Genomic DNA, 17,435 nt, shown 5'->3' with positions numbered 1-17,435 from the left:
GCTCTCCCTATGTTAGGGCCAAGTTTCCTCTCACGACGCGTGTCCGCCCAGCGGGCGCCAACGGGACAATTGATGAATCCGAATTATCGCAACCTCGCGCTCTGGGCGATCATAGCGGTCCTGCTCATCGCTCTCTTCAATCTTTTCCAGACGCCGCAGACGCGTGGAGCCTCGAGCGATGTTCCCTATTCGCAGTTCCTGCAGGAAGTCGCGGCGGGACGGATCAAGTCGGTGACCATCGCCGGCGCCCGTATCTCCGGCAATTACACGGACAGTTCCAACGGCTTCCAGACCTATTCGCCTGGGGACCCGTCACTGGTTTCGCGGCTGCAGGACAAGAACGTCACCATCAATGCGCGTCCTGAATCCGACGGCTCCAATTCGCTGTTCGGCACCCTGATCTCCTGGCTGCCGATGATCCTCATCCTCGGCGTCTGGATATTCTTCATGCGCCAGATGCAGTCCGGTTCCGGCCGCGCCATGGGCTTCGGCAAGTCGAAGGCCAAGCTTTTGACCGAAGCACATGGCCGCGTCACCTTCCAGGACGTCGCCGGCGTCGACGAAGCCAAGGAAGATCTGGAAGAGATCGTCGAGTTCCTGCGCGACCCGCAGAAATTCCAGCGGCTGGGCGGCAAGATCCCGCGCGGTGTGCTGCTCGTCGGTCCTCCTGGAACCGGCAAGACGCTGCTCGCCCGCTCGGTCGCGGGTGAAGCCAACGTGCCGTTCTTCACCATTTCGGGCTCGGACTTCGTCGAGATGTTCGTCGGCGTCGGCGCAAGCCGCGTTCGCGACATGTTCGACCAGGCCAAGAAGAACGCGCCTTGCATCATCTTCATCGACGAAATCGACGCGGTCGGCCGCCATCGCGGCGCCGGCCTCGGCGGCGGCAATGATGAACGCGAGCAGACGCTGAACCAGTTGCTGGTCGAGATGGATGGCTTCGAATCCAACGAAAGCATCATCCTGATCGCCGCCACCAACCGGCCAGACGTGCTCGATCCGGCGCTGCTGAGGCCGGGCCGCTTCGACCGCCAGGTGGTGGTGCCGAACCCCGACATCGTCGGCCGCGAGAAGATCCTGAAGGTGCATGTGCGCAACGTGCCGCTGGCGCCCAATGTCGACCTCAAGGTGATCGCGCGCGGCACGCCGGGCTTTTCCGGCGCCGATCTGATGAACCTGGTCAACGAATCCGCCCTGATGGCGGCGCGGCGCAACAAGCGCCTCGTCACCATGGCCGAATTCGAGGACGCCAAGGACAAGATCATGATGGGCGCCGAGCGCCGCTCGTCGGCGATGACACAGGCCGAGAAGGAGCTGACCGCCTATCACGAGGCTGGTCATGCCATCCTGGCGCTCAACGTGCCGTCGGCCGATCCGCTGCACAAGGCGACCATCATTCCGCGCGGCCGGGCACTCGGCATGGTCATGCAGCTGCCGGAAGGCGACCGCTATTCGATGAGCTACAAATACATGATCTCGCGCCTCGCCATCATGATGGGCGGCCGTGTCGCCGAGGAGTTCAAGTTCGGCAAGGAGAACATCACCTCCGGCGCCTCCTCCGATATCGAGCAGGCGACCAAGCTGGCGCGTGCCATGGTGACGCGCTGGGGCTTCTCCGACAAGCTCGGCCATGTCGCCTATGGCGACAACCAGGAGGAGGTGTTCCTCGGCCATTCGGTGGCGCGCACGCAGAACATCTCGGAAGAGACGGCGCAAATCATCGACGCCGAAGTGCGCCGGCTGATCGACGAGGCCTATTCGACGGCAAGGTCCATCCTGACCAAGAAAAAGAAGGAATGGATCGCGCTGGCGCAGGGCCTGCTCGAATACGAGACGCTGTCCGGCGAGGAGATCAAGCAGCTGATCGCCGGCAATAAGCCCGCGCGCGACCTTGGCGACGACACGCCGCCGAGCCGCGGCTCGGCCGTGCCGAAGTCCGGCCGCCGCAAGAAAGGCCCCGAGCCCGAAGGCGGCATGGAACCTCAGCCGTCAAGCTAGGCTCCGGCCCGGCACAGATCGATTTCGAAACGCCGCGGCTCTAACCGCGGCGTTTTCTCTTGGGGAATGCGACCCTTCCTGCATCGCAGGAAATTGGCGAAAGTGACGATGACGGCCAATCTCCCGCCTCGCGGGGGGATGTCCGGCAGGACAGAGAGAGGCGCGAAGGAATGGAGCCTTCTATCGGCCTCGTTGACGACTTCGGGAAGATCGACAAAGCGCGCCGGAGAATGAAGCTCGCATTTTTTGCCGGCGGCGCCACATTTTGTTCTTGCTTTGTGCCGGCAGCTATGCTATCAATTTGGGTGTGGTGCCAATTGGCGCTGAATGACCCGCCCGCCGAGGCGGGTTTTCTGCTTCCGGCTATGAGAGTTCCGGTGGTGCCGAGATCGATGTCGGCCGGACAGAGCCAAGAAACACGATCTGACAGTTGGTTCGACCTCGGAAGGCCCTCTCACTTGTTCGGCAGCAACAAAAAGCCCGCGAACCTTGCGGCTCGCGGGCTCATGTCGTCGGATGGTGGCGCCGGTCAGCTCTTCAGCTTGGCGTTGCAGAGGCTGTAGAAGCCGCCGCCCTTCTGGATCCACCTGAGGCCGCCCAGCGTGTTGGCGTCCTTGTTGGCGTAGTAGAGGTCGAGACAGGTGTGCATGCGGCCCTTGGCCGGGGTCTCGGTTGCATACTTCTTGGAGATCGCCGTCGGGAATTTCACGCCCTGGGGGGCGGTGATGGTCGGCGGTTGCGGATCGCCGGTGTATTTGGCATCGGGAGCCGGCAGGGTGTCGTCGTCGGCTGCGCCGGCGCCGCATTGGCTCTTGCGGAAGTCGTTCCACTTCATGCCGTTCAGCGTGTTGCCGGCCTTGGCAGCCTGATATTTGGCGCTGCAATCCGCCATGCTGACGCCTTTGCCGGTATCGGTCGCGGCGGCTGTCGTCGCCTTGGCAGGTGCCGCGGCGGGTTGTGCGGCTGCAGTTGCGCCGGCGGCGCATTCACTCTTGCGGAAGTCGTTCCACTTCATGCCGTTGAGCGTGCCGGCAGCCTTGGCGGCCTGGTATTTGGTGCTGCATTCCTTGGCCGTCAGCCCAGGCGCTGCGTCATCGCTGCTGGCCGCCGCTGCTTTGGTCTTGGCGGCGGGTTGTGCGGCTGCCGTCGCGCCGGCGGCGCACTGGGTCTTGCGGAAATCGTTCCACTTCATGCCGTTGAGCGTGCCGGCAGCCTTGGCGGCCTGGTATTTGGTGCTGCACTCCTTCGCCGTCAGGCCCGGCGCCGCATCGTCGGCGGCGGCTGCCTTGGTCGTGTCGGCAGCCTTGGCCGTGGCTTTGGCTGGCGCGGGTTCGGTTGTAGCGGCGGAAGCATCGGTGCCGCATTGGGCCTTGCGGAACTGGTTCCAGTTCTGCCCGCCAAGCGTTCCCGCGTCCTTGGCCGCATTATACTTGGTGCTGCACTCGGCCATGGTCAGCGCGCTGGCAGGCGCCGCCAGGAATAAGGTCGCGACGGCAAGACCCGTCAAAGTGGCAAGTCGGTGGATGAGCATGCGTTTTCTCCCTGCGGCGGTTCATGATATGTCCCAGTGCAGCAATAGCGCTCAACGGCTGGTTGCGCCAGATGCTAAGTAGCGTAGAGACAAATTTAGAAGTGCATTCTTTTCTTTAAGGTGATGAATTCGTTGCCGGGACCGTCTCCCCGCCAAGTTCGTCCGGGTGCATTGCACGGAGCGCGCGCCTATGGCTGGTTCCCAGCGAGGACACTGCGTCGAATGACAGCCAGTCAAATCGGCGGCTGCGGCGGACCTGAGCCACCGCTGTCTGGAGCAGCACGATGCGGATTCGGGTTCAAGGCCACACTGCCACAGCCCAAAGGAACCAGATGAGGTTTGAGTTGATGTTTCTGATGCTGCTGCCGCAACAAGGGCTCGGAACTTGAAAATCAACACACTAGCGTGACGTAAAACACACAAAACAACAATTTTCTAAGGATTGGTCGTCCATAATCATACAATGTGATGACGGGGCTTGGGCCATTTTATGGCATGAGATGCTCGGAAAGAACCATCGGGAAGCTGGCGAACATGGCAGGACATTATTTCGGTACGGACGGCATTCGTGGGCGCGCCAACAAGTTTCCAATGACGGCGGAGGTCGCCATGCGGGTCGGCATGGCCGCCGGCCTCTCGTTCCAGCGCGGCAGCCACCGCCACCGCGTCGTGCTCGGCAAGGATACCAGGCTTTCCGGCTACATGATCGAGAACGCCATGGTGTCGGGCCTGTGCGCCGCCGGCATGGATGTCTTCCTGCTCGGCCCGATCCCGACGCCGGCTGTTGCCATGCTGGTGCGCTCGCTGCGCGCCGATATCGGCGTGATGATCTCTGCCTCGCACAACCCCTATTACGACAACGGCATCAAGCTGTTCGGCCCCGATGGCTACAAGCTGTCCGATGAGATCGAGGAGCGTATCGAGGGGATGCTCGACAAGGATATCGAACTGGCGCTCGCCGATTCCGATGGGCTCGGCCGCGCCAAACGCGTCGACGGCGTGCATGACCGCTATATCGAATTCGCCAAGCGCACGCTGCCGCGCTCGATGTCGCTGTCGGGCCTGCGCATCGTCGTCGATTGCGCCAATGGCGCCGCCTACAAGGTGGCGCCCGACGCGCTGTGGGAACTCGGCGCCGAGGTCGTTGCCATCAATGTCGAGCCCAACGGCTTCAACATCAACAAGGAATGCGGCTCGACTCATCCGGCCGGTCTGCAAAAGAAGGTGCACGAGGTGCGCGCCGATATCGGCATTGCGCTCGACGGCGATGCCGACCGTGTCGTCATCGTCGACGAGAACGGCGCGATCGTCGATGGCGACCAGATCATGGCGCTGATCGCCGAATCCTGGCAGCAGAGCGGACGGCTGGCCGGCGGCGGCGTCGTCTCGACGGTGATGTCCAATCTCGGCCTCGAACGCTTCCTCGGCGACATGAACCTGCAGTTGCATCGCACCAAGGTCGGTGACCGCTATGTCGTCGAGCACATGCGTGCCCATGGACTCAATGTCGGCGGCGAACAGTCGGGCCACATCGTGCTGTCCGATTTCTCGACCACCGGCGACGGCCTCGTCTCGGCGCTCCAGGTGCTCGCCTGCATCAAGCGGCATAACCGACCGGTCAGCGAACTGTCGAAGAAATTCGAGCCGGTGCCGCAGCTTTTGAAGAATGTGCATATTTCCGGCGGCAAGCCGCTGGAGGAGGCGCCGGTCAAGGCGGCGATCGAAGATGCGCGCAATCGCCTCGGCAAGGCCGGGCGCCTGGTCATCCGGCCATCCGGCACGGAGCCGCTCATCCGCGTCATGGCGGAGGGCGACGACCCGCAGCTTGTCGAGTCCGTGGTCAACGACATCGTCGAGGTCATTTCGGAACCGCGCAGCGCCGCCTGATCTCCCTCCAACATCGGTTCAAAAGCCCGCCTTGCCGGCGGGCTTTTTTATTGGGTCGCGGCCAGCTCCGCCTGCAGCAACGGCCGCCAGGTTGCTCCACTTTTAGAGATTCGTGGTTAATCAATACGGTTAAACGCCTTTTAACCTTTCCGATTCATTATCCACAACTGAGGTCAATCACATTTCGGGCGCGTTCGCCGTTCGAGGGTTCTCAGGGGTGATAAGCATGTTCAACACAGCTAGAATGGCTCTTCTGGCCGCGCTGTTTGCCGGCGTCGGACCGGCATTCGCCGCCGATTTCGTCGAGCCGCCCGTCGTCGAGGAGGCACCGCCACCGGTTGCCTATGAGCAGCCGGCCGAATTCGGCGGCTGGTATATCCGCGGCGACATCGACTATCACTGGTCGAGGTTTCGTGGTGGCGACTACATCACCTACGGTGTGGCGCCCCAGAATCCCGGCAAGTTCGATACAGGCAAGCTGGATGGCGCCTTCTCGGCCGGCGGCGGTGTTGGTTACCAGATCGACGAGCATTTCCGCACCGATCTCACCCTGGACTGGATGAGCAAGTCCAAATTCCGCGGCTCGACCAACGGCTTCTGCGGCCCACAGCAAACGCCTTGCACGTCCGTCGATACCTCGTCCTATTCGGCGCTGCTGCTCTTGGCCAACGCCTATGTCGATATCGGCACCTGGCATGGGATCACGCCTTACGTCGGCGCCGGCATCGGCGGTGCCTGGGTCAAGTGGGATGAACTGCACAACGTGGACAGCGACGGTTCATTTGATCATGCCGGTGGCAAGGGCTGGCGGTTTGCCTATGCTGCCATGGCGGGCGCATCCTACTGCTTGACTGACCGCGTCAAACTAGATGTCGGCTACCGCTTCAGCCACATCAACGGCGGTAAGATGTTCGACTATGCCTCCCTCCCCAATGTCGGCCCCGGCTATGACAAAGGTATCAACGTTCACGAAGTGCGCGGCGGCCTGCGCTACCAGTTCGGCAGGTCGGACTGCGCGCCGCCGGAGCCTTACGTCCCGGAACCCGAGCCGGTCTACACGAAGTAGTCGCTTCGAAATCGAGGAATTCGTCGACCGCCCGGCTGATGCCGGGCGGTTTCGTTTGGCTGCCTAAAGATGCTGCGTTGCCCTGTAACACCGTCCGGCTCGAGGAGCGAAAACGGATCAAATCAATTGCTAACGCCTTGTTATCCTTAACCCGCACTTAACCACTATGGTTAACAATGCTGTCTGAAACGGCGCGCGCGATCGCGAATGCGCCAAGTTCGGGAGCCGGGACCATGACATCCAAATCGCCTGTAGTGCTGGCGCTTGCAGCAATCGTCCTGATGCCGCTGACGCCGGCACTTGCCGCCGACTACGATCCGCCGGTCTATGTCGACCAGGCGCCCGACTATGTACCGGTCGAGGTTGGCTCGGGATGGTATCTGCGCGGCGATGTCTCCTATCTGGTGCAGAAGAGCTTCAAGGATGAGGATTTCGCCTTCACACCCGCGAGCTTCGACGAAAAGGAAGATCCCATCTTTGCCAGCATTGGCTTCGGCTACCATTTCAACGACTATCTGCGCGCCGATCTCAATGTCGGCTATCTTCCCGGCAACAAAATCGACGTCGGCTATAACGACGGAACGACCGTGGCATCGGCGACCCTGAAGAACTATGCCTTCTCAGGCATACTCAACGGCTATGTCGACCTTGGCACCTATGTCGGAATCACACCTTATCTCGGCGCCGGTGTCGGTATCCTGCAGAGCAAGCGTCGCCTGTCGGCGAGCTACTTCACCGACAACGCCGACCCCACCGACGATTTCGTCCGGCATGACAACAAAACCCAATACTCCTTCGCCTACACGCTGAATGCCGGCCTTGCCTACCAAGTGTCCAAGAACGTCTCAGTCGATCTGGGCTATCAGTATTTTTCCGCGCCAGACGCCGAATATGTGACTGCCGAGAGCCTGACTTCCTTTCCGATCCGCAAAGGAATCAACAATCATCAAGTCAAAGTCGGACTACGCTACGATCTGTGGTAGGCTCGATCGAAGCCGAGGCGTTGACAATCGTGGGTCGCAGGCCCGCTGTTTGCGTTTCGCCCCCGGCAATATCCTGACAGCGACAAAAACTTTCCCCTTGACGCCGAAAGCCTGAACGCATATCGCCGTCCGTGGGCCACCCCTCCCCAACGAGGGGCCACTATCTGGAAGGATAGACCACGATGACGACGCATACGAAGCCCGGATTCCGTCCGGCAAATCCCAATTTTTCCTCAGGTCCCTGTGCAAAACGCCCCGGCTGGTCGGTCGAGGCGCTCAAAAATGCCGCGCTCGGGCGCTCGCACCGCGCCAAGATCGGCAAGACCAAGCTCGAACAAGCGATCGAGCTGACGCGGGAAATCCTCCAGGTTCCGGCGGACTACCGCATCGGCATCGTGCCGGCCTCGGATACCGGCGCGGTCGAAATGGCGCTGTGGTCGCTGCTCGGCGAACGCGGCGTCGACATGGTCGCCTGGGAGAGCTTCGGCTCCGGCTGGGTCACCGATGTGGTCAAGCAGCTGAGGCTCGCCGATGTTCGCAGGTTAGAGGCGGACTACGGCGCACTGCCGGACCTGACCAAAATCGACTTCGACCGCGACGTGGTCTTCACCTGGAACGGCACGACGTCGGGTGTGCGCGTGCCGAACGGCGATTTCATCCCGGCCACCCGCAAGGGCCTGACCATCTGCGACGCGACTTCGGCGGCCTTTGCGCAACAGCTCGATTTCAGGAAGCTCGACGTCGTCACCTTCTCCTGGCAGAAGGTGCTGGGCGGTGAGGGCGCGCACGGAATGCTGATCCTCAGCCCGCGCGCCGTCGAACGCCTGGAAAGCTACAAGCCGGCCTGGCCGTTGCCGAAAATCTTCCGCCTCACCTCGGGCGGCAAGCTGATCGAAGGCATCTTCAAGGGCGAGACTATCAACACGCCGTCGATGCTGTGCGTCGAGGACTATCTCGACGCGCTGCGTTGGGCGAAGTCGATCGGCGGCCTCGACGCGCTGGTCACCAGAGCGGATGCCAATGCCGCTGTTCTCGATCGCTTTGTCAGAAAATCTTCCTGGCTCGGCCATCTTGCCGTAGACCCGGCGACGCGTTCGAACACGTCGGTCTGCCTTTCCTTCACCGACCGGCAAGTCGCTGCACTCGACGCCGATGGACAGGCTGCGTTCGCCAAGGCAATTGTCTCGGCGCTCGACAAGGAAGGCGTCGCCTACGACATTGGTGCCTACCGCGATGCACCGCCCGGCCTGCGCATCTGGTGCGGCGCGACAGTCGAGACCTCCGATCTCGAAGCGTTGCTGCCCTGGCTCGACTGGGCCTTTGCGGCGCAAAAGGCGTCGCTCAAAGCGGCGGCCTGACTCCCTCCCCCTCGAGGGGAGGGTGGCCCGAAGGGCCGGGTGGGGTCGCCTCCACCCGTTCAACGATCCGCCATCCAGAAAGAAAAAGATTTGGCCGCATCCGGCCGCAACGACCCCACCCCGGCGCTTCGCGCCGACCCTCCCCTCAAGGGGGAGGGACGCCAATCGCAAAGGACCAAGCCAATGCCCCGCGTTCTCGTCTCAGACAAACTTTCCACCACCGCCGTGCAGATCTTCAGGGATCGCGGCATCGAGGTCGACTATTTGCCGGATCTCGGCAAGGACAAGGAAAAACTGCTCGAAGTGATCGGCCAGTATGATGGGCTGGCCATCCGCTCGGCGACAAAGGTCACGGAGAAGCTGATCAATGCTGCAACCAGGCTGAAGGTCGTGGGCCGCGCCGGCATCGGCGTCGACAATGTCGACATCCCGGCGGCGAGCCGCAAGGGCATCATCGTGATGAACACGCCCTTCGGCAATTCGATCACCACCGCCGAGCATGCCGTCGCCATGATCTTCGCGCTGGCCCGCCAGATACCGGAGGCCAACGCCTCGACCCACGCCGGCAAATGGGAAAAGAACCGCTTCATGGGTGTCGAGATCACCGGCAAGACGCTGGGCATCATCGGCTGCGGCAATATCGGTTCGATCGTCGCTACGCGCGGCGTCGGCCTGAAGATGCATGTCATCGCCTTCGATCCATTCCTGTCGGACAGCCGCGCCGAGGAGCTCGGCGTCGAAAAGGTCGAGCTCGACGAGCTGTTCGCCCGCGCCGACTTCATCACGCTGCATACGCCGCTTACCGACAAGACGCGCAACATCATCGACGCCGCGGCGATCGCCAAGATGAAGACCGGCGTGCGTATCATCAACTGCGCCCGTGGCGGGCTGATCGTCGAGGCCGACCTGATCGCGGCGCTGAAGAGCGGCAAGGTGGCCGGCGCCGGCATCGACGTGTTCGAGGTCGAACCGGCGGAGAACAACGCACTGTTCGGCATGGAGAATGTGGTGGCAACGCCGCATCTGGGGGCCTCGACGATGGAGGCGCAGGAGAATGTCGCGCTGCAGGTCGCCGAGCAGATGTCGGACTATCTGATCAAGGGCGCCGTTTCCAACGCCATCAACATGCCGTCGATCACCGCCGAAGAGGCGCCGCGGCTGAAACCTTTCGTCAAGCTTGCCGAAGTGCTCGGCGCCTTTGTCGGACAGGTCACCGAGGATCCGATCAAGGAGGTCGAGATACTGTTCGACGGCTCGACCGCGACGATGAACACGCGCGCGCTGATCAGCGCCACCCTTGCCGGGCTGATCCGGCCGCAGGTCTCCGACGTCAACATGGTGTCGGCGCCGATCATGGTGAAGGAGCGCGGCATCATCGTCGCCGAGGTCAAGCGCGACAAGTCGGGCGTGTTCGACGGCTATATCAAGCTGACGGTCAAGACCGAGCACAGGACGCGCTCGATCGCCGGCACCTGTTTTTCGGACGGCAAGCCGCGCTTCATCCAGATCAAGGGCATCAATCTCGACGCCGAGGTCGGCCAGCACATGCTCTACACGACCAATGCCGACGCGCCCGGCATCATCGGTCTGCTCGGCACGGTGTGCGGCGAGAACGGCGTCAACATCGCCAACTTCCAGCTCGGCCGCAACCGGCCGGGCGGCGATGCCATCGCATTGCTCTATCTCGATGCGCCATTCCCGGAAAACGTGTTGGCGCAGGTACGCTCGCACAAGTCGATCGACTCCGCCAAGCGGCTGCATTTCGATGTTGGGATAGCCTGAAATTCGGTCGCCCCGTGTGCAGCAGCACGCGGGGCGGTGGAACGTCGCGGCAAGCGACTTCATTCAGCAGCGGATGCCGCCATCTTCCGTCCGCTGTATTCCGCGAGGCTGATGCCACCGAGCACCAGCGCGAGAGCCAGCGCCTGATAGAGCTGGAATGTCTCGCCGACAATCAGCACCGATAGCAGCGTACCGAAGATCGGCACCAGATTGATGAACAGGCCGGCGCGGTTGGCGCCGATCAGCTCGTTGCCCCTGATGTAGAAGATCTGCGAGATGACCGAAGCACCGATGGCGGTATAGAACGCGACCGCCCAGCCGCGGGCATCGGGGACGATGACTTTGCCGGCGGCAATCTCCCACAGGAAGAAAGGCAGCGATGTGACGAGTGCGGCAACCGACAGCGCCAGCATCAGGCTCTGCCAGCGGATTATCGGCTTCAGCCGCAACCCCACCGAATAGAAGGAGTAGCAAAGCACGGCGACCAGCATGATCGCGTCGCCAAAGTTGAGATCCAGCTTGAGAAGCTGGCGCAGGTCGCCATGGCTCGCCGTCACCGCGACGCCAATGATGGTCAGCACGACGCCAGCGATCTGCACCCGGTTCACCCGCAGGCGAAACAGCACGAAATTGGCGATGATGATCACGATCGGTATCGCCGCCTGCTCGATCGAGACGTTGATCGCCGTCGTGTAGTTGAGCGCCGTGTAGAAGATCGCATTGAAAAAGGCGAAGCCGCAAGCGCCGAGCCCGCCAAGCAGCAACCAGTGCCTGCGCACCACCGGCCAGTCTTGGCGTAGCGTTCCCCAGCCGATCGGCAGCAGGATCAGAACCGCCAGCAGCCAACGCAGGAAGACCAGCGTCATCGGCGAGATATGACCGACCGCCAGCTTTCCCGCCACGGAGTTGCCGCCCCACAGCAAGGTGGTGAACAGCAGGAACAGATAGGCGGCTCGATGCATCGTGAACTCCCGGCCAGGCAGAGGGAATTTGGCGGTCGGTGTGGGCCTATTGCGACCGCCAGCCCAAGTAAATGATGTCAAAGGCGAAAATTGTTGTGCCTCGGAGCGTTTTCGGCGGCAAAGAGTGGTCGCACTCGCCGGGTCTTGACGCTATAGAACGACGTGCGTGCAATTGGACGCTACAAAGTACGCGTCGGAAGGCTTTAATCCTCGCGTCGTGCTTTCCGAAAATCGATTCCGATTTTGGGGGCCGATGCGATAGAGGCCCGTCGTTTCGAACTGTTTCAAGCTGCTCGTGCGGCGTCTCAAGGGAAAAGAAATATGGCCAATGTGGTGGTCGTCGGCTCGCAATGGGGCGATGAGGGCAAAGGCAAGATCGTAGACTGGCTGTCGGAGCGCGCCGATGTTGTCGTGCGCTTCCAGGGCGGCCACAATGCCGGCCATACGCTGGTCGTCGACGGCAAGGTCTACAAGCTGTCGCTGCTGCCGTCCGGCGTGGTGCGGCAGGGCAAGCTGTCCATCATCGGCAATGGCGTCGTCTTCGATCCGCACGCTTTCGTCGCGGAGGTTGCGAAATTGAAGGCACAGGGCGTCGAGGTGACGCCAGACCGCCTGAAAATAGCCGAAAACACCGCGCTTATCCTGTCCTTGCACCGGGAGCTGGACGGATTTCGCGAGGACGCCGCTTCCAATTCCGGAACGAAGATCGGCACGACCCGTCGCGGCATCGGTCCCGCCTATGAAGACAAGGTGGGCCGGCGCGCGGTCAGGGTGATGGATTTGGCGGATTTGGAAACGCTGCCCTTGAAGGTCGACAGGCTGCTGACGCACCACAATGCGCTGCGGCGTGGGCTCGGCCATGCCGAGGTCACGCATGAGGCGATCATGAGCGAGCTGATCTCGGTGGCCGACGAGATCCTGCCCTATATGGACCGCGTCTGGAAAATCCTCGACGACAAGCGCCGCGCCGGCGAGCGCATCCTGTTCGAGGGCGCGCAAGGGACGTTGCTTGACATCGACCACGGCACCTATCCGTTCGTCACCTCGTCCAATACGGTTGCCGGCCAGGCCGCCGCCGGGTCGGGTGTCGGGCCGGGCGCCATCGGCTATGTGCTCGGCATCACCAAGGCCTATACGACGCGCGTCGGCGAAGGCCCGTTTCCAACCGAACAGAAGAACGAGATCGGCGAGTTCCTGGGCACGCGCGGCCATGAATTCGGCGTCGTCACCGGCCGCAAGCGGCGCTGCGGCTGGTTCGATGCCGTGCTGGTCCGCCAGGCCGTCGCCGTCAACGGCATCAAGGGCATTGCGCTGACTAAGCTCGATGTGCTCGATGGGCTGGACGAGATCAAGGTCTGTACCGGCTACCGACTCGACGGCGAGGCGATCGATTACCTGCCGGCCAGCCAGGGTGCGCAGGCCCGCGTCGAACCGGTCTACGAGACGCTGGAGGGGTGGAAAGGCACCACTGCCGGCGCGCGCAGCTGGAACGACCTGCCGGCCCAGGCGGTGAAGTACGTCCGCTACATCGAGGAGCTGATCGGCGCGCCGGTCGCACTCCTTTCCACCAGCCCTGAGCGGGACGACACGATACTTGTGACCGATCCGTTTCAAGACTAGTTTCTCAGCCTTTCCGGGCATTGCGGCTGATTTGCGGGGGCCGGCCCAGAAACAAATGCAGGTCGACTGACGTATGGTAGATTTTGTTCCTATTCTGAAAAAGGCGCTCGATAAACTCGGTGAGCCGTCGGCGGAAGTGCGCGCCAGGGTCTATGACAGGGCCCGTTCGTCAATCGCGAAACAACTCGCAGAGAAGGCCACGATGACGCCTTCCGATGTCGACCGGCAGATGCGTGCACTGGAAGACGCCATCGCCAAAGTCGAGCGGGACTATGCCAAGCCTGCGCCGCCACCCGACCCGCTGGCGGAACTGGAGGACATCTTCTCCTCCATCGACCGCAACAAGAACCAGTCCAGCCATATCCGACAGCCGGCAAAGACGGAGCCGGCATGGCAGCCGGCCAAGACCGAGCCGGCAAAGACGGAGCCAGCAAAGACTGGGCCGGCCTGGCAGCCCACGCCCGCCAAGGCGGCGCCGAACTGGCAAAAGCCGCAGCCCGTCGCTCTTTCTCAGGAGCGCGCTGGTCCGCCGCCGTCCGATATGGAACTTCCGACGGCTGACGGCCAAGACGGCGTTTTTCCGGGCGACGACTTTTCCAACGACGGCGGCCCCGCGGAGGACAGGTTCCAGCGGCTCTATCCTGCGGAGCGCAGGCGCAGCTATGGCGGTGTGATCGCCGCCGCCATTGCCTTGCTCGTCATTGCCGGTGGTGGCTATGGCATCTGGCTGAACAAGGATGCGTTCGGCAGCATGCTCGGCCTCGACTCGACCACAGCCGTCGCCACCGAACCGCTGGTAAAACCAGCCCCGGCCAAGCCGGTGGCCGATGCGGCCGTACCGGCCGCCGCGCCTCCGACGGATGACGGCGAGGGCGCGAAGTTCACGCAGCGCCTGACGCCCGAGGGCCACGAAGTCGATCCCGGCCCCGCGGCCGGGCAGGCGGGCATCGGCGAAGGCGAATCCGTCGCCGCACTGACCACGCCGCCATCGGCCGCACAAGCGCCGACCACCCCGGCACCGACCACCCCGGCACCGGCCGCGCCGGCTCCGGCCGCACCCGCCGACACGCAAGCCACGGCCAATGCTCCAGCAGTCGATGGGTCCGCTGCACCAACTCCCGCAACGCCGCCCGCCAACGGGGCAGCAGCGCCTGCAGCGGCCGCCCCGCCGCCAGCACCGGCAGCGGCACCAACGGCAGTTCCGCCGCAAGCCACGTTGGCCGTCGGCCAGAAGGCGATCTTCTACGAGGAGCGCACCAGCACCGCTCAAGGCTCGGCCGAGCCCGGCAATATCGTCTGGTCGCTGGTGCAGGAATCGCCCGGCGGCGACCTGCCGCCCGAGCCGGCGATCCGCGCCGAGGCGACCATTCCAGGCAAGGATATCCAGTTGCGCATGACGATCCGTCGCAACACCGACCAGACGCTGCCGGCCAGCCATATTATCGAGATGATCTTCCTGACGCCTGACGGCTTCGAGGGCGGCGGCGTCGACAACATCCTGCGTGTCGCCATGAAGGGCTCCGAGCAGGATGCCGGAAGCCCGCTGATCGGCATCCCGGCCAAGATCGCCGACGGTTTCTTCCTGGTTGCGCTCAACGATACCAAGGCGGATGAAGACGCCAATCTGACCTTACTCAGAGGTCAGGACTGGATCGACGTGCCGGTCGTCTACAAGACCGGGCGGCGGGCGCTGCTCACCATGGAAAAGGGCATTCCAGGCGAGAAGGTGTTCGACGAGGCGCTTAAGGCCTGGCAGACTAAGACGGCGGGGTGAAGACGGTCCGCCACCCCGAAGCTCCCCAGCAGTTCAGAAGCCCTGGAACAGCATATCGAGCGCGGCCACGATCTCGTCGTGATGCCTCGTCAGATTCAGTCGGCTCTCGCCCAGTTCCGTCGCCGCAACCGTGGCGATCAAATGGGTGGCCATGACCAATTTCCGACCATTGATCTCGAAAATCGGATGGAGCTTTCGCATTGGTGATGGCGCCATCGCCGCCGGCAGAAGCGGGACGACCACCCGGGTCTTGAAATGGTCTAGCAGATCGGCCTGGACGTCGAGGAGATAGCCGCCTTCGATGCTACCCGCGAAGACGTCGTAGCGGGCCATCAGAATTGCCGATGTTCTGCCAGCGGAATACCGTGTTTTTCGACATATTCGTTCCACGCATCTATCGTCGCGCGGTTCTCAAGCTTCCACAGCCGCGTCTTTTCGGCGGCCACGGCCTCGGCGATGCCGGCTTCAGCGGCGCGCGAGACATTCACATCGAGCCCCTTGGCTTCCTTCATGAGCTTTGAGTCGATCGACAGATTTGCCGGCTGGCGAACCGCATTCACAGCTATCTTGCGCATGATCACCTCCGCAGTATGCGCATAATATATGCGCATTCCTCTCTAGTCGCAATGACAAGATGCTTGAACTCGTGAATTACCCCTCCATCTCCTCGCGCAGCATTTCCAGTTCCAGCCATTCCTCCTCGAGCGCTGCCAGTGTGACGCGCTCCTTGTCGAGCGCGGCAATCGTCTTCTGGAACGAGGCCGGATCGCGCTCGTAATAGGCCGGATCGGCGATGTTGTTCTCCAGCCGCGAGATCGAGGCCGACACCGCCTCGATCTTCTTGGGCAGCGATTCCAGCGCGAATTTCTGCTTGAACGACAGTTTCTTGGCCGGGCCCTTCGGTGCGGCCGCTTCGTTCCTGCTTGCCGCCGTCGCGTCGCCCGTCTCGGCCTTTGGTCGCGCCTTGCGGTCGTCCAGTCTGGTGCCGCCGCGCTGCGCCAGCATGTCGGAATAGCCGCCGGCATATTCGATCCAGCGGCCGTCACCATCCGGCGCGATGATGCTGGTCACGGTGCGGTCGAGGAAATCGCGATCGTGGCTGACCAGGATCACCGTGCCGGCAAAGCCGGCGACCAATTCCTGCAGCAGCTCCAGCGTCTCCATGTCGAGGTCGTTGGTCGGCTCGTCGAGCACAAGCAGGTTTGCCGGCCGCGCCAAAACGCGGGCGAGGATCAGCCGCGCCCGCTCGCCGCCCGAAAGCTCGCGCACCGGCGTGCGCGCCTGTTCCGGCTTGAACAGGAAGTCTTTCATGTAAGAGACGACGTGGCGCTGCTCGCCATTGATGACGAGGTTCTCGCCGCGCCCGTCGGTGAGATACTGCGCCAATGTCTCCTGCGGGTCGACGGCTTCGCGCTTCTGGTCGAGCGTGGCGATCTCCAGATTTGTGCCGAGCCGCACCGTGCCCGCGTCCGGCTTCAATTCGCCGATCAGCATCTTCAACAGCGTCGTCTTGCCGGCGCCGTTCGGCCCGACCAGACCGACGCGATCGCCGCGCTGGATTCGGGTCGAGAATCCCTTGACCACGGTCAGATCGCCAAAGGTCTTCTCGATGTTCTTGGCTTCGATCACCAGCTTGCCGGATTCGGCGGCGTCGCTGGCTGTCATCGTCGCCGCACCCTCGGCGCCGCGATGACCACGAAAGCGCTGGCGCATGGTCTGCAACTCACCGAGCCGGCGCATGTTGCGCTTGCGCCGCGCTGTCACGCCATAGCGCAGCCAGTGCTCCTCGCGCACGATCTGGCGACCGAGCTTATGCTGCTCGCGCTCTTCCTCCTCCAGCACCGTGTCGCGCCATTCCTCGAAATAGCCAAAGCCCTTGTCGAGACGGCGGGTCTGGCCGCGGTCGAGCCAGATTGTGGCGCGTGACACGCGCTCGAGAAAACGGCGGTCATGCGAGATGACGACCAGTGCCGAGGAGGTGCGGGCAAGCTCCTCCTCCAGCCATTCGATGACCGAAAGGTCAAGATGATTGGTCGGCTCATCGAGGAGGAGAATGTCGGGCTCCGGCGCCATGACGCGGGCGAGGGCGGCGCGCCGCGTCTCGCCGCCGGAAAGGTCGTTCGGCCGTTCCTCGCCGGTCAGGCCGAGATGCTCCATCAGATAGGTGGCGCGGTAGGGATCGTCGGCGGGCCCGAGCCCCGCCTCGACATAGGCGCGGACGGTCGCAAAACCGTCCATGTCGGGCATTTGCGGCAAGTAGCGCACGGTTGCCGAGGGCTGGCGGAAGACTTCGCCATCCTGCGGTTCGATCAGCCCGGCGGCGATCTTGAGGAGCGTCGACTTACCAGAGCCGTTGCGGCCGACCAGGGCGATCTTGTCGCCAGCCGAGGCCGTCAGGGCGGCACCGTCGAGCAACGGCGTGCCGCCAAAGGTCAGCTTTATCCCGTCGAGATTGAGAAGTGGCGGCGCCATAT

At 62.8% G+C, this 17,435-nt stretch carries 13 protein-coding genes; 8 read left to right on the top strand and 5 right to left on the bottom strand.

Annotated features, from left to right (window positions below):
- The first annotated feature begins 72 nt into the window (after positions 1-72).
- The gene (ftsH, locus tag NKJ81_RS09740) at positions 73-1,998 is read left to right on the top strand and encodes an ATP-dependent zinc metalloprotease FtsH (protein ID WP_023677989.1); all 1,926 of its coding nucleotides are present in this window, start codon (positions 73-75) and stop codon (positions 1,996-1,998) included.
- A 529-nt stretch (positions 1,999-2,527) separates the two neighbouring features.
- Here the strand turns inward: ftsH and NKJ81_RS09735 are convergent.
- Positions 2,528-3,190: a hypothetical protein gene (locus NKJ81_RS09735; RefSeq protein WP_502904280.1), complete on the bottom strand. Its 663-nt coding sequence runs from the start codon at positions 3,188-3,190 to the stop codon at positions 2,528-2,530.
- A gap of 873 nt (positions 3,191-4,063) precedes the next feature.
- Between NKJ81_RS09735 and glmM the strand changes: the two genes are divergently transcribed.
- The 5 genes from glmM (at position 4,064) to serA (ending at position 10,605) form a co-directional block, all read left to right on the top strand.
- Positions 4,064-5,416: a phosphoglucosamine mutase gene (glmM, locus tag NKJ81_RS09730; RefSeq protein WP_352540297.1), complete on the top strand. Its 1,353-nt coding sequence runs from the start codon at positions 4,064-4,066 to the stop codon at positions 5,414-5,416.
- A 226-nt stretch (positions 5,417-5,642) separates the two neighbouring features.
- A complete protein-coding gene (locus tag NKJ81_RS09725; protein ID WP_352471192.1) occupies positions 5,643-6,482 on the top strand; it encodes an outer membrane protein in 840 nt (279 codons plus the stop codon).
- A 233-nt stretch (positions 6,483-6,715) separates the two neighbouring features.
- Positions 6,716-7,465 (top strand): outer membrane protein, encoded by a 750-nt coding sequence (locus tag NKJ81_RS09720; RefSeq protein WP_352540296.1) that lies wholly within the window; start codon positions 6,716-6,718, stop codon positions 7,463-7,465.
- A 182-nt stretch (positions 7,466-7,647) separates the two neighbouring features.
- Positions 7,648-8,823 carry a phosphoserine transaminase gene (locus NKJ81_RS09715; protein WP_352540295.1) on the top strand — a complete coding sequence of 392 codons (1,176 nt, stop codon included), beginning with the start codon at positions 7,648-7,650 and terminating at the stop codon, positions 8,821-8,823.
- Positions 8,824-9,006: 183 nt separating this feature from the next.
- Positions 9,007-10,605 (top strand): phosphoglycerate dehydrogenase, encoded by a 1,599-nt coding sequence (serA, locus tag NKJ81_RS09710; RefSeq protein ID WP_352540294.1) that lies wholly within the window; start codon positions 9,007-9,009, stop codon positions 10,603-10,605.
- 59 nt (positions 10,606-10,664) lie between these two features.
- Here the strand turns inward: serA and NKJ81_RS09705 are convergent, their stop codons facing one another.
- The gene (locus NKJ81_RS09705) at positions 10,665-11,567 is read right to left on the bottom strand and encodes a DMT family transporter (RefSeq protein ID WP_352540293.1); all 903 of its coding nucleotides are present in this window, start codon (positions 11,565-11,567) and stop codon (positions 10,665-10,667) included.
- Positions 11,568-11,888: 321 nt separating this feature from the next.
- Between NKJ81_RS09705 and NKJ81_RS09700 the strand changes: the two genes are divergently transcribed.
- Positions 11,889-13,187 carry an adenylosuccinate synthase gene (locus NKJ81_RS09700; RefSeq protein WP_023680654.1) on the top strand — a complete coding sequence of 433 codons (1,299 nt, stop codon included), beginning with the start codon at positions 11,889-11,891 and terminating at the stop codon, positions 13,185-13,187.
- Positions 13,188-13,260: 73 nt separating this feature from the next.
- Complete coding sequence (locus NKJ81_RS09695; protein WP_352540292.1) at positions 13,261-14,961, top strand: hypothetical protein; 1,701 nt, start codon at positions 13,261-13,263, stop codon at positions 14,959-14,961.
- 33 nt (positions 14,962-14,994) lie between these two features.
- On the opposite strand, the gene NKJ81_RS09690 is transcribed toward NKJ81_RS09695, so the two are convergent.
- The 3 genes from NKJ81_RS09690 to NKJ81_RS09680 form a co-directional block, all read right to left on the bottom strand.
- On the bottom strand, positions 14,995-15,294 hold the full coding sequence (locus tag NKJ81_RS09690; RefSeq protein ID WP_352450813.1) for a CcdB family protein: 300 nt from the start codon (positions 15,292-15,294) through the stop codon (positions 14,995-14,997).
- Complete coding sequence (locus NKJ81_RS09685) at positions 15,294-15,536, bottom strand: type II toxin-antitoxin system CcdA family antitoxin (RefSeq protein WP_254816484.1); 243 nt, start codon at positions 15,534-15,536, stop codon at positions 15,294-15,296. The genes NKJ81_RS09690 and NKJ81_RS09685 overlap by 1 nt, the downstream gene beginning before the upstream one ends.
- Positions 15,537-15,612: 76 nt before the next feature.
- On the bottom strand, positions 15,613-17,433 hold the full coding sequence (locus NKJ81_RS09680) for an ABC-F family ATP-binding cassette domain-containing protein (protein ID WP_352540291.1): 1,821 nt from the start codon (positions 17,431-17,433) through the stop codon (positions 15,613-15,615).
- Positions 17,434-17,435: the final 2 nt, after the last annotated feature.

This window comes from Mesorhizobium sp. M0018 (genome assembly GCF_040323955.1).
Classification (GTDB): domain Bacteria; phylum Pseudomonadota; class Alphaproteobacteria; order Rhizobiales; family Rhizobiaceae; genus Mesorhizobium.
This window is presented reverse-complemented; position numbering and strand designations above follow the sequence as displayed.

What these genes read in the sequence shown, in the direction of transcription:
- NKJ81_RS09735 (WP_502904280.1), bottom strand. Translation starts at nt 3,190, where the DNA reads ATGAAGTGGAACGATTTCCGCAAGACCCAGTGCGCCGCCGGCGCGACG.
- NKJ81_RS09725 (WP_352471192.1), top strand. Translation starts at nt 5,643, where the DNA reads ATGTTCAACACAGCTAGAATGGCTCTTCTGGCCGCGCTGTTTGCCGGC.
- glmM (WP_352540297.1), top strand. Translation starts at nt 4,064, where the DNA reads ATGGCAGGACATTATTTCGGTACGGACGGCATTCGTGGGCGCGCCAAC.
- ftsH (WP_023677989.1), top strand. Translation starts at nt 73, where the DNA reads ATGAATCCGAATTATCGCAACCTCGCGCTCTGGGCGATCATAGCGGTC.
- NKJ81_RS09715 (WP_352540295.1), top strand. Translation starts at nt 7,648, where the DNA reads ATGACGACGCATACGAAGCCCGGATTCCGTCCGGCAAATCCCAATTTT.
- serA (WP_352540294.1), top strand. Translation starts at nt 9,007, where the DNA reads ATGCCCCGCGTTCTCGTCTCAGACAAACTTTCCACCACCGCCGTGCAG.
- NKJ81_RS09695 (WP_352540292.1), top strand. Translation starts at nt 13,261, where the DNA reads ATGGTAGATTTTGTTCCTATTCTGAAAAAGGCGCTCGATAAACTCGGT.
- NKJ81_RS09720 (WP_352540296.1), top strand. Translation starts at nt 6,716, where the DNA reads ATGACATCCAAATCGCCTGTAGTGCTGGCGCTTGCAGCAATCGTCCTG.
- NKJ81_RS09685 (WP_254816484.1), bottom strand. Translation starts at nt 15,536, where the DNA reads ATGCGCAAGATAGCTGTGAATGCGGTTCGCCAGCCGGCAAATCTGTCG.
- NKJ81_RS09700 (WP_023680654.1), top strand. Translation starts at nt 11,889, where the DNA reads ATGGCCAATGTGGTGGTCGTCGGCTCGCAATGGGGCGATGAGGGCAAA.
- NKJ81_RS09705 (WP_352540293.1), bottom strand. Translation starts at nt 11,567, where the DNA reads ATGCATCGAGCCGCCTATCTGTTCCTGCTGTTCACCACCTTGCTGTGG.
- NKJ81_RS09680 (WP_352540291.1), bottom strand. Translation starts at nt 17,433, where the DNA reads ATGGCGCCGCCACTTCTCAATCTCGACGGGATAAAGCTGACCTTTGGC.
- NKJ81_RS09690 (WP_352450813.1), bottom strand. Translation starts at nt 15,294, where the DNA reads ATGGCCCGCTACGACGTCTTCGCGGGTAGCATCGAAGGCGGCTATCTC.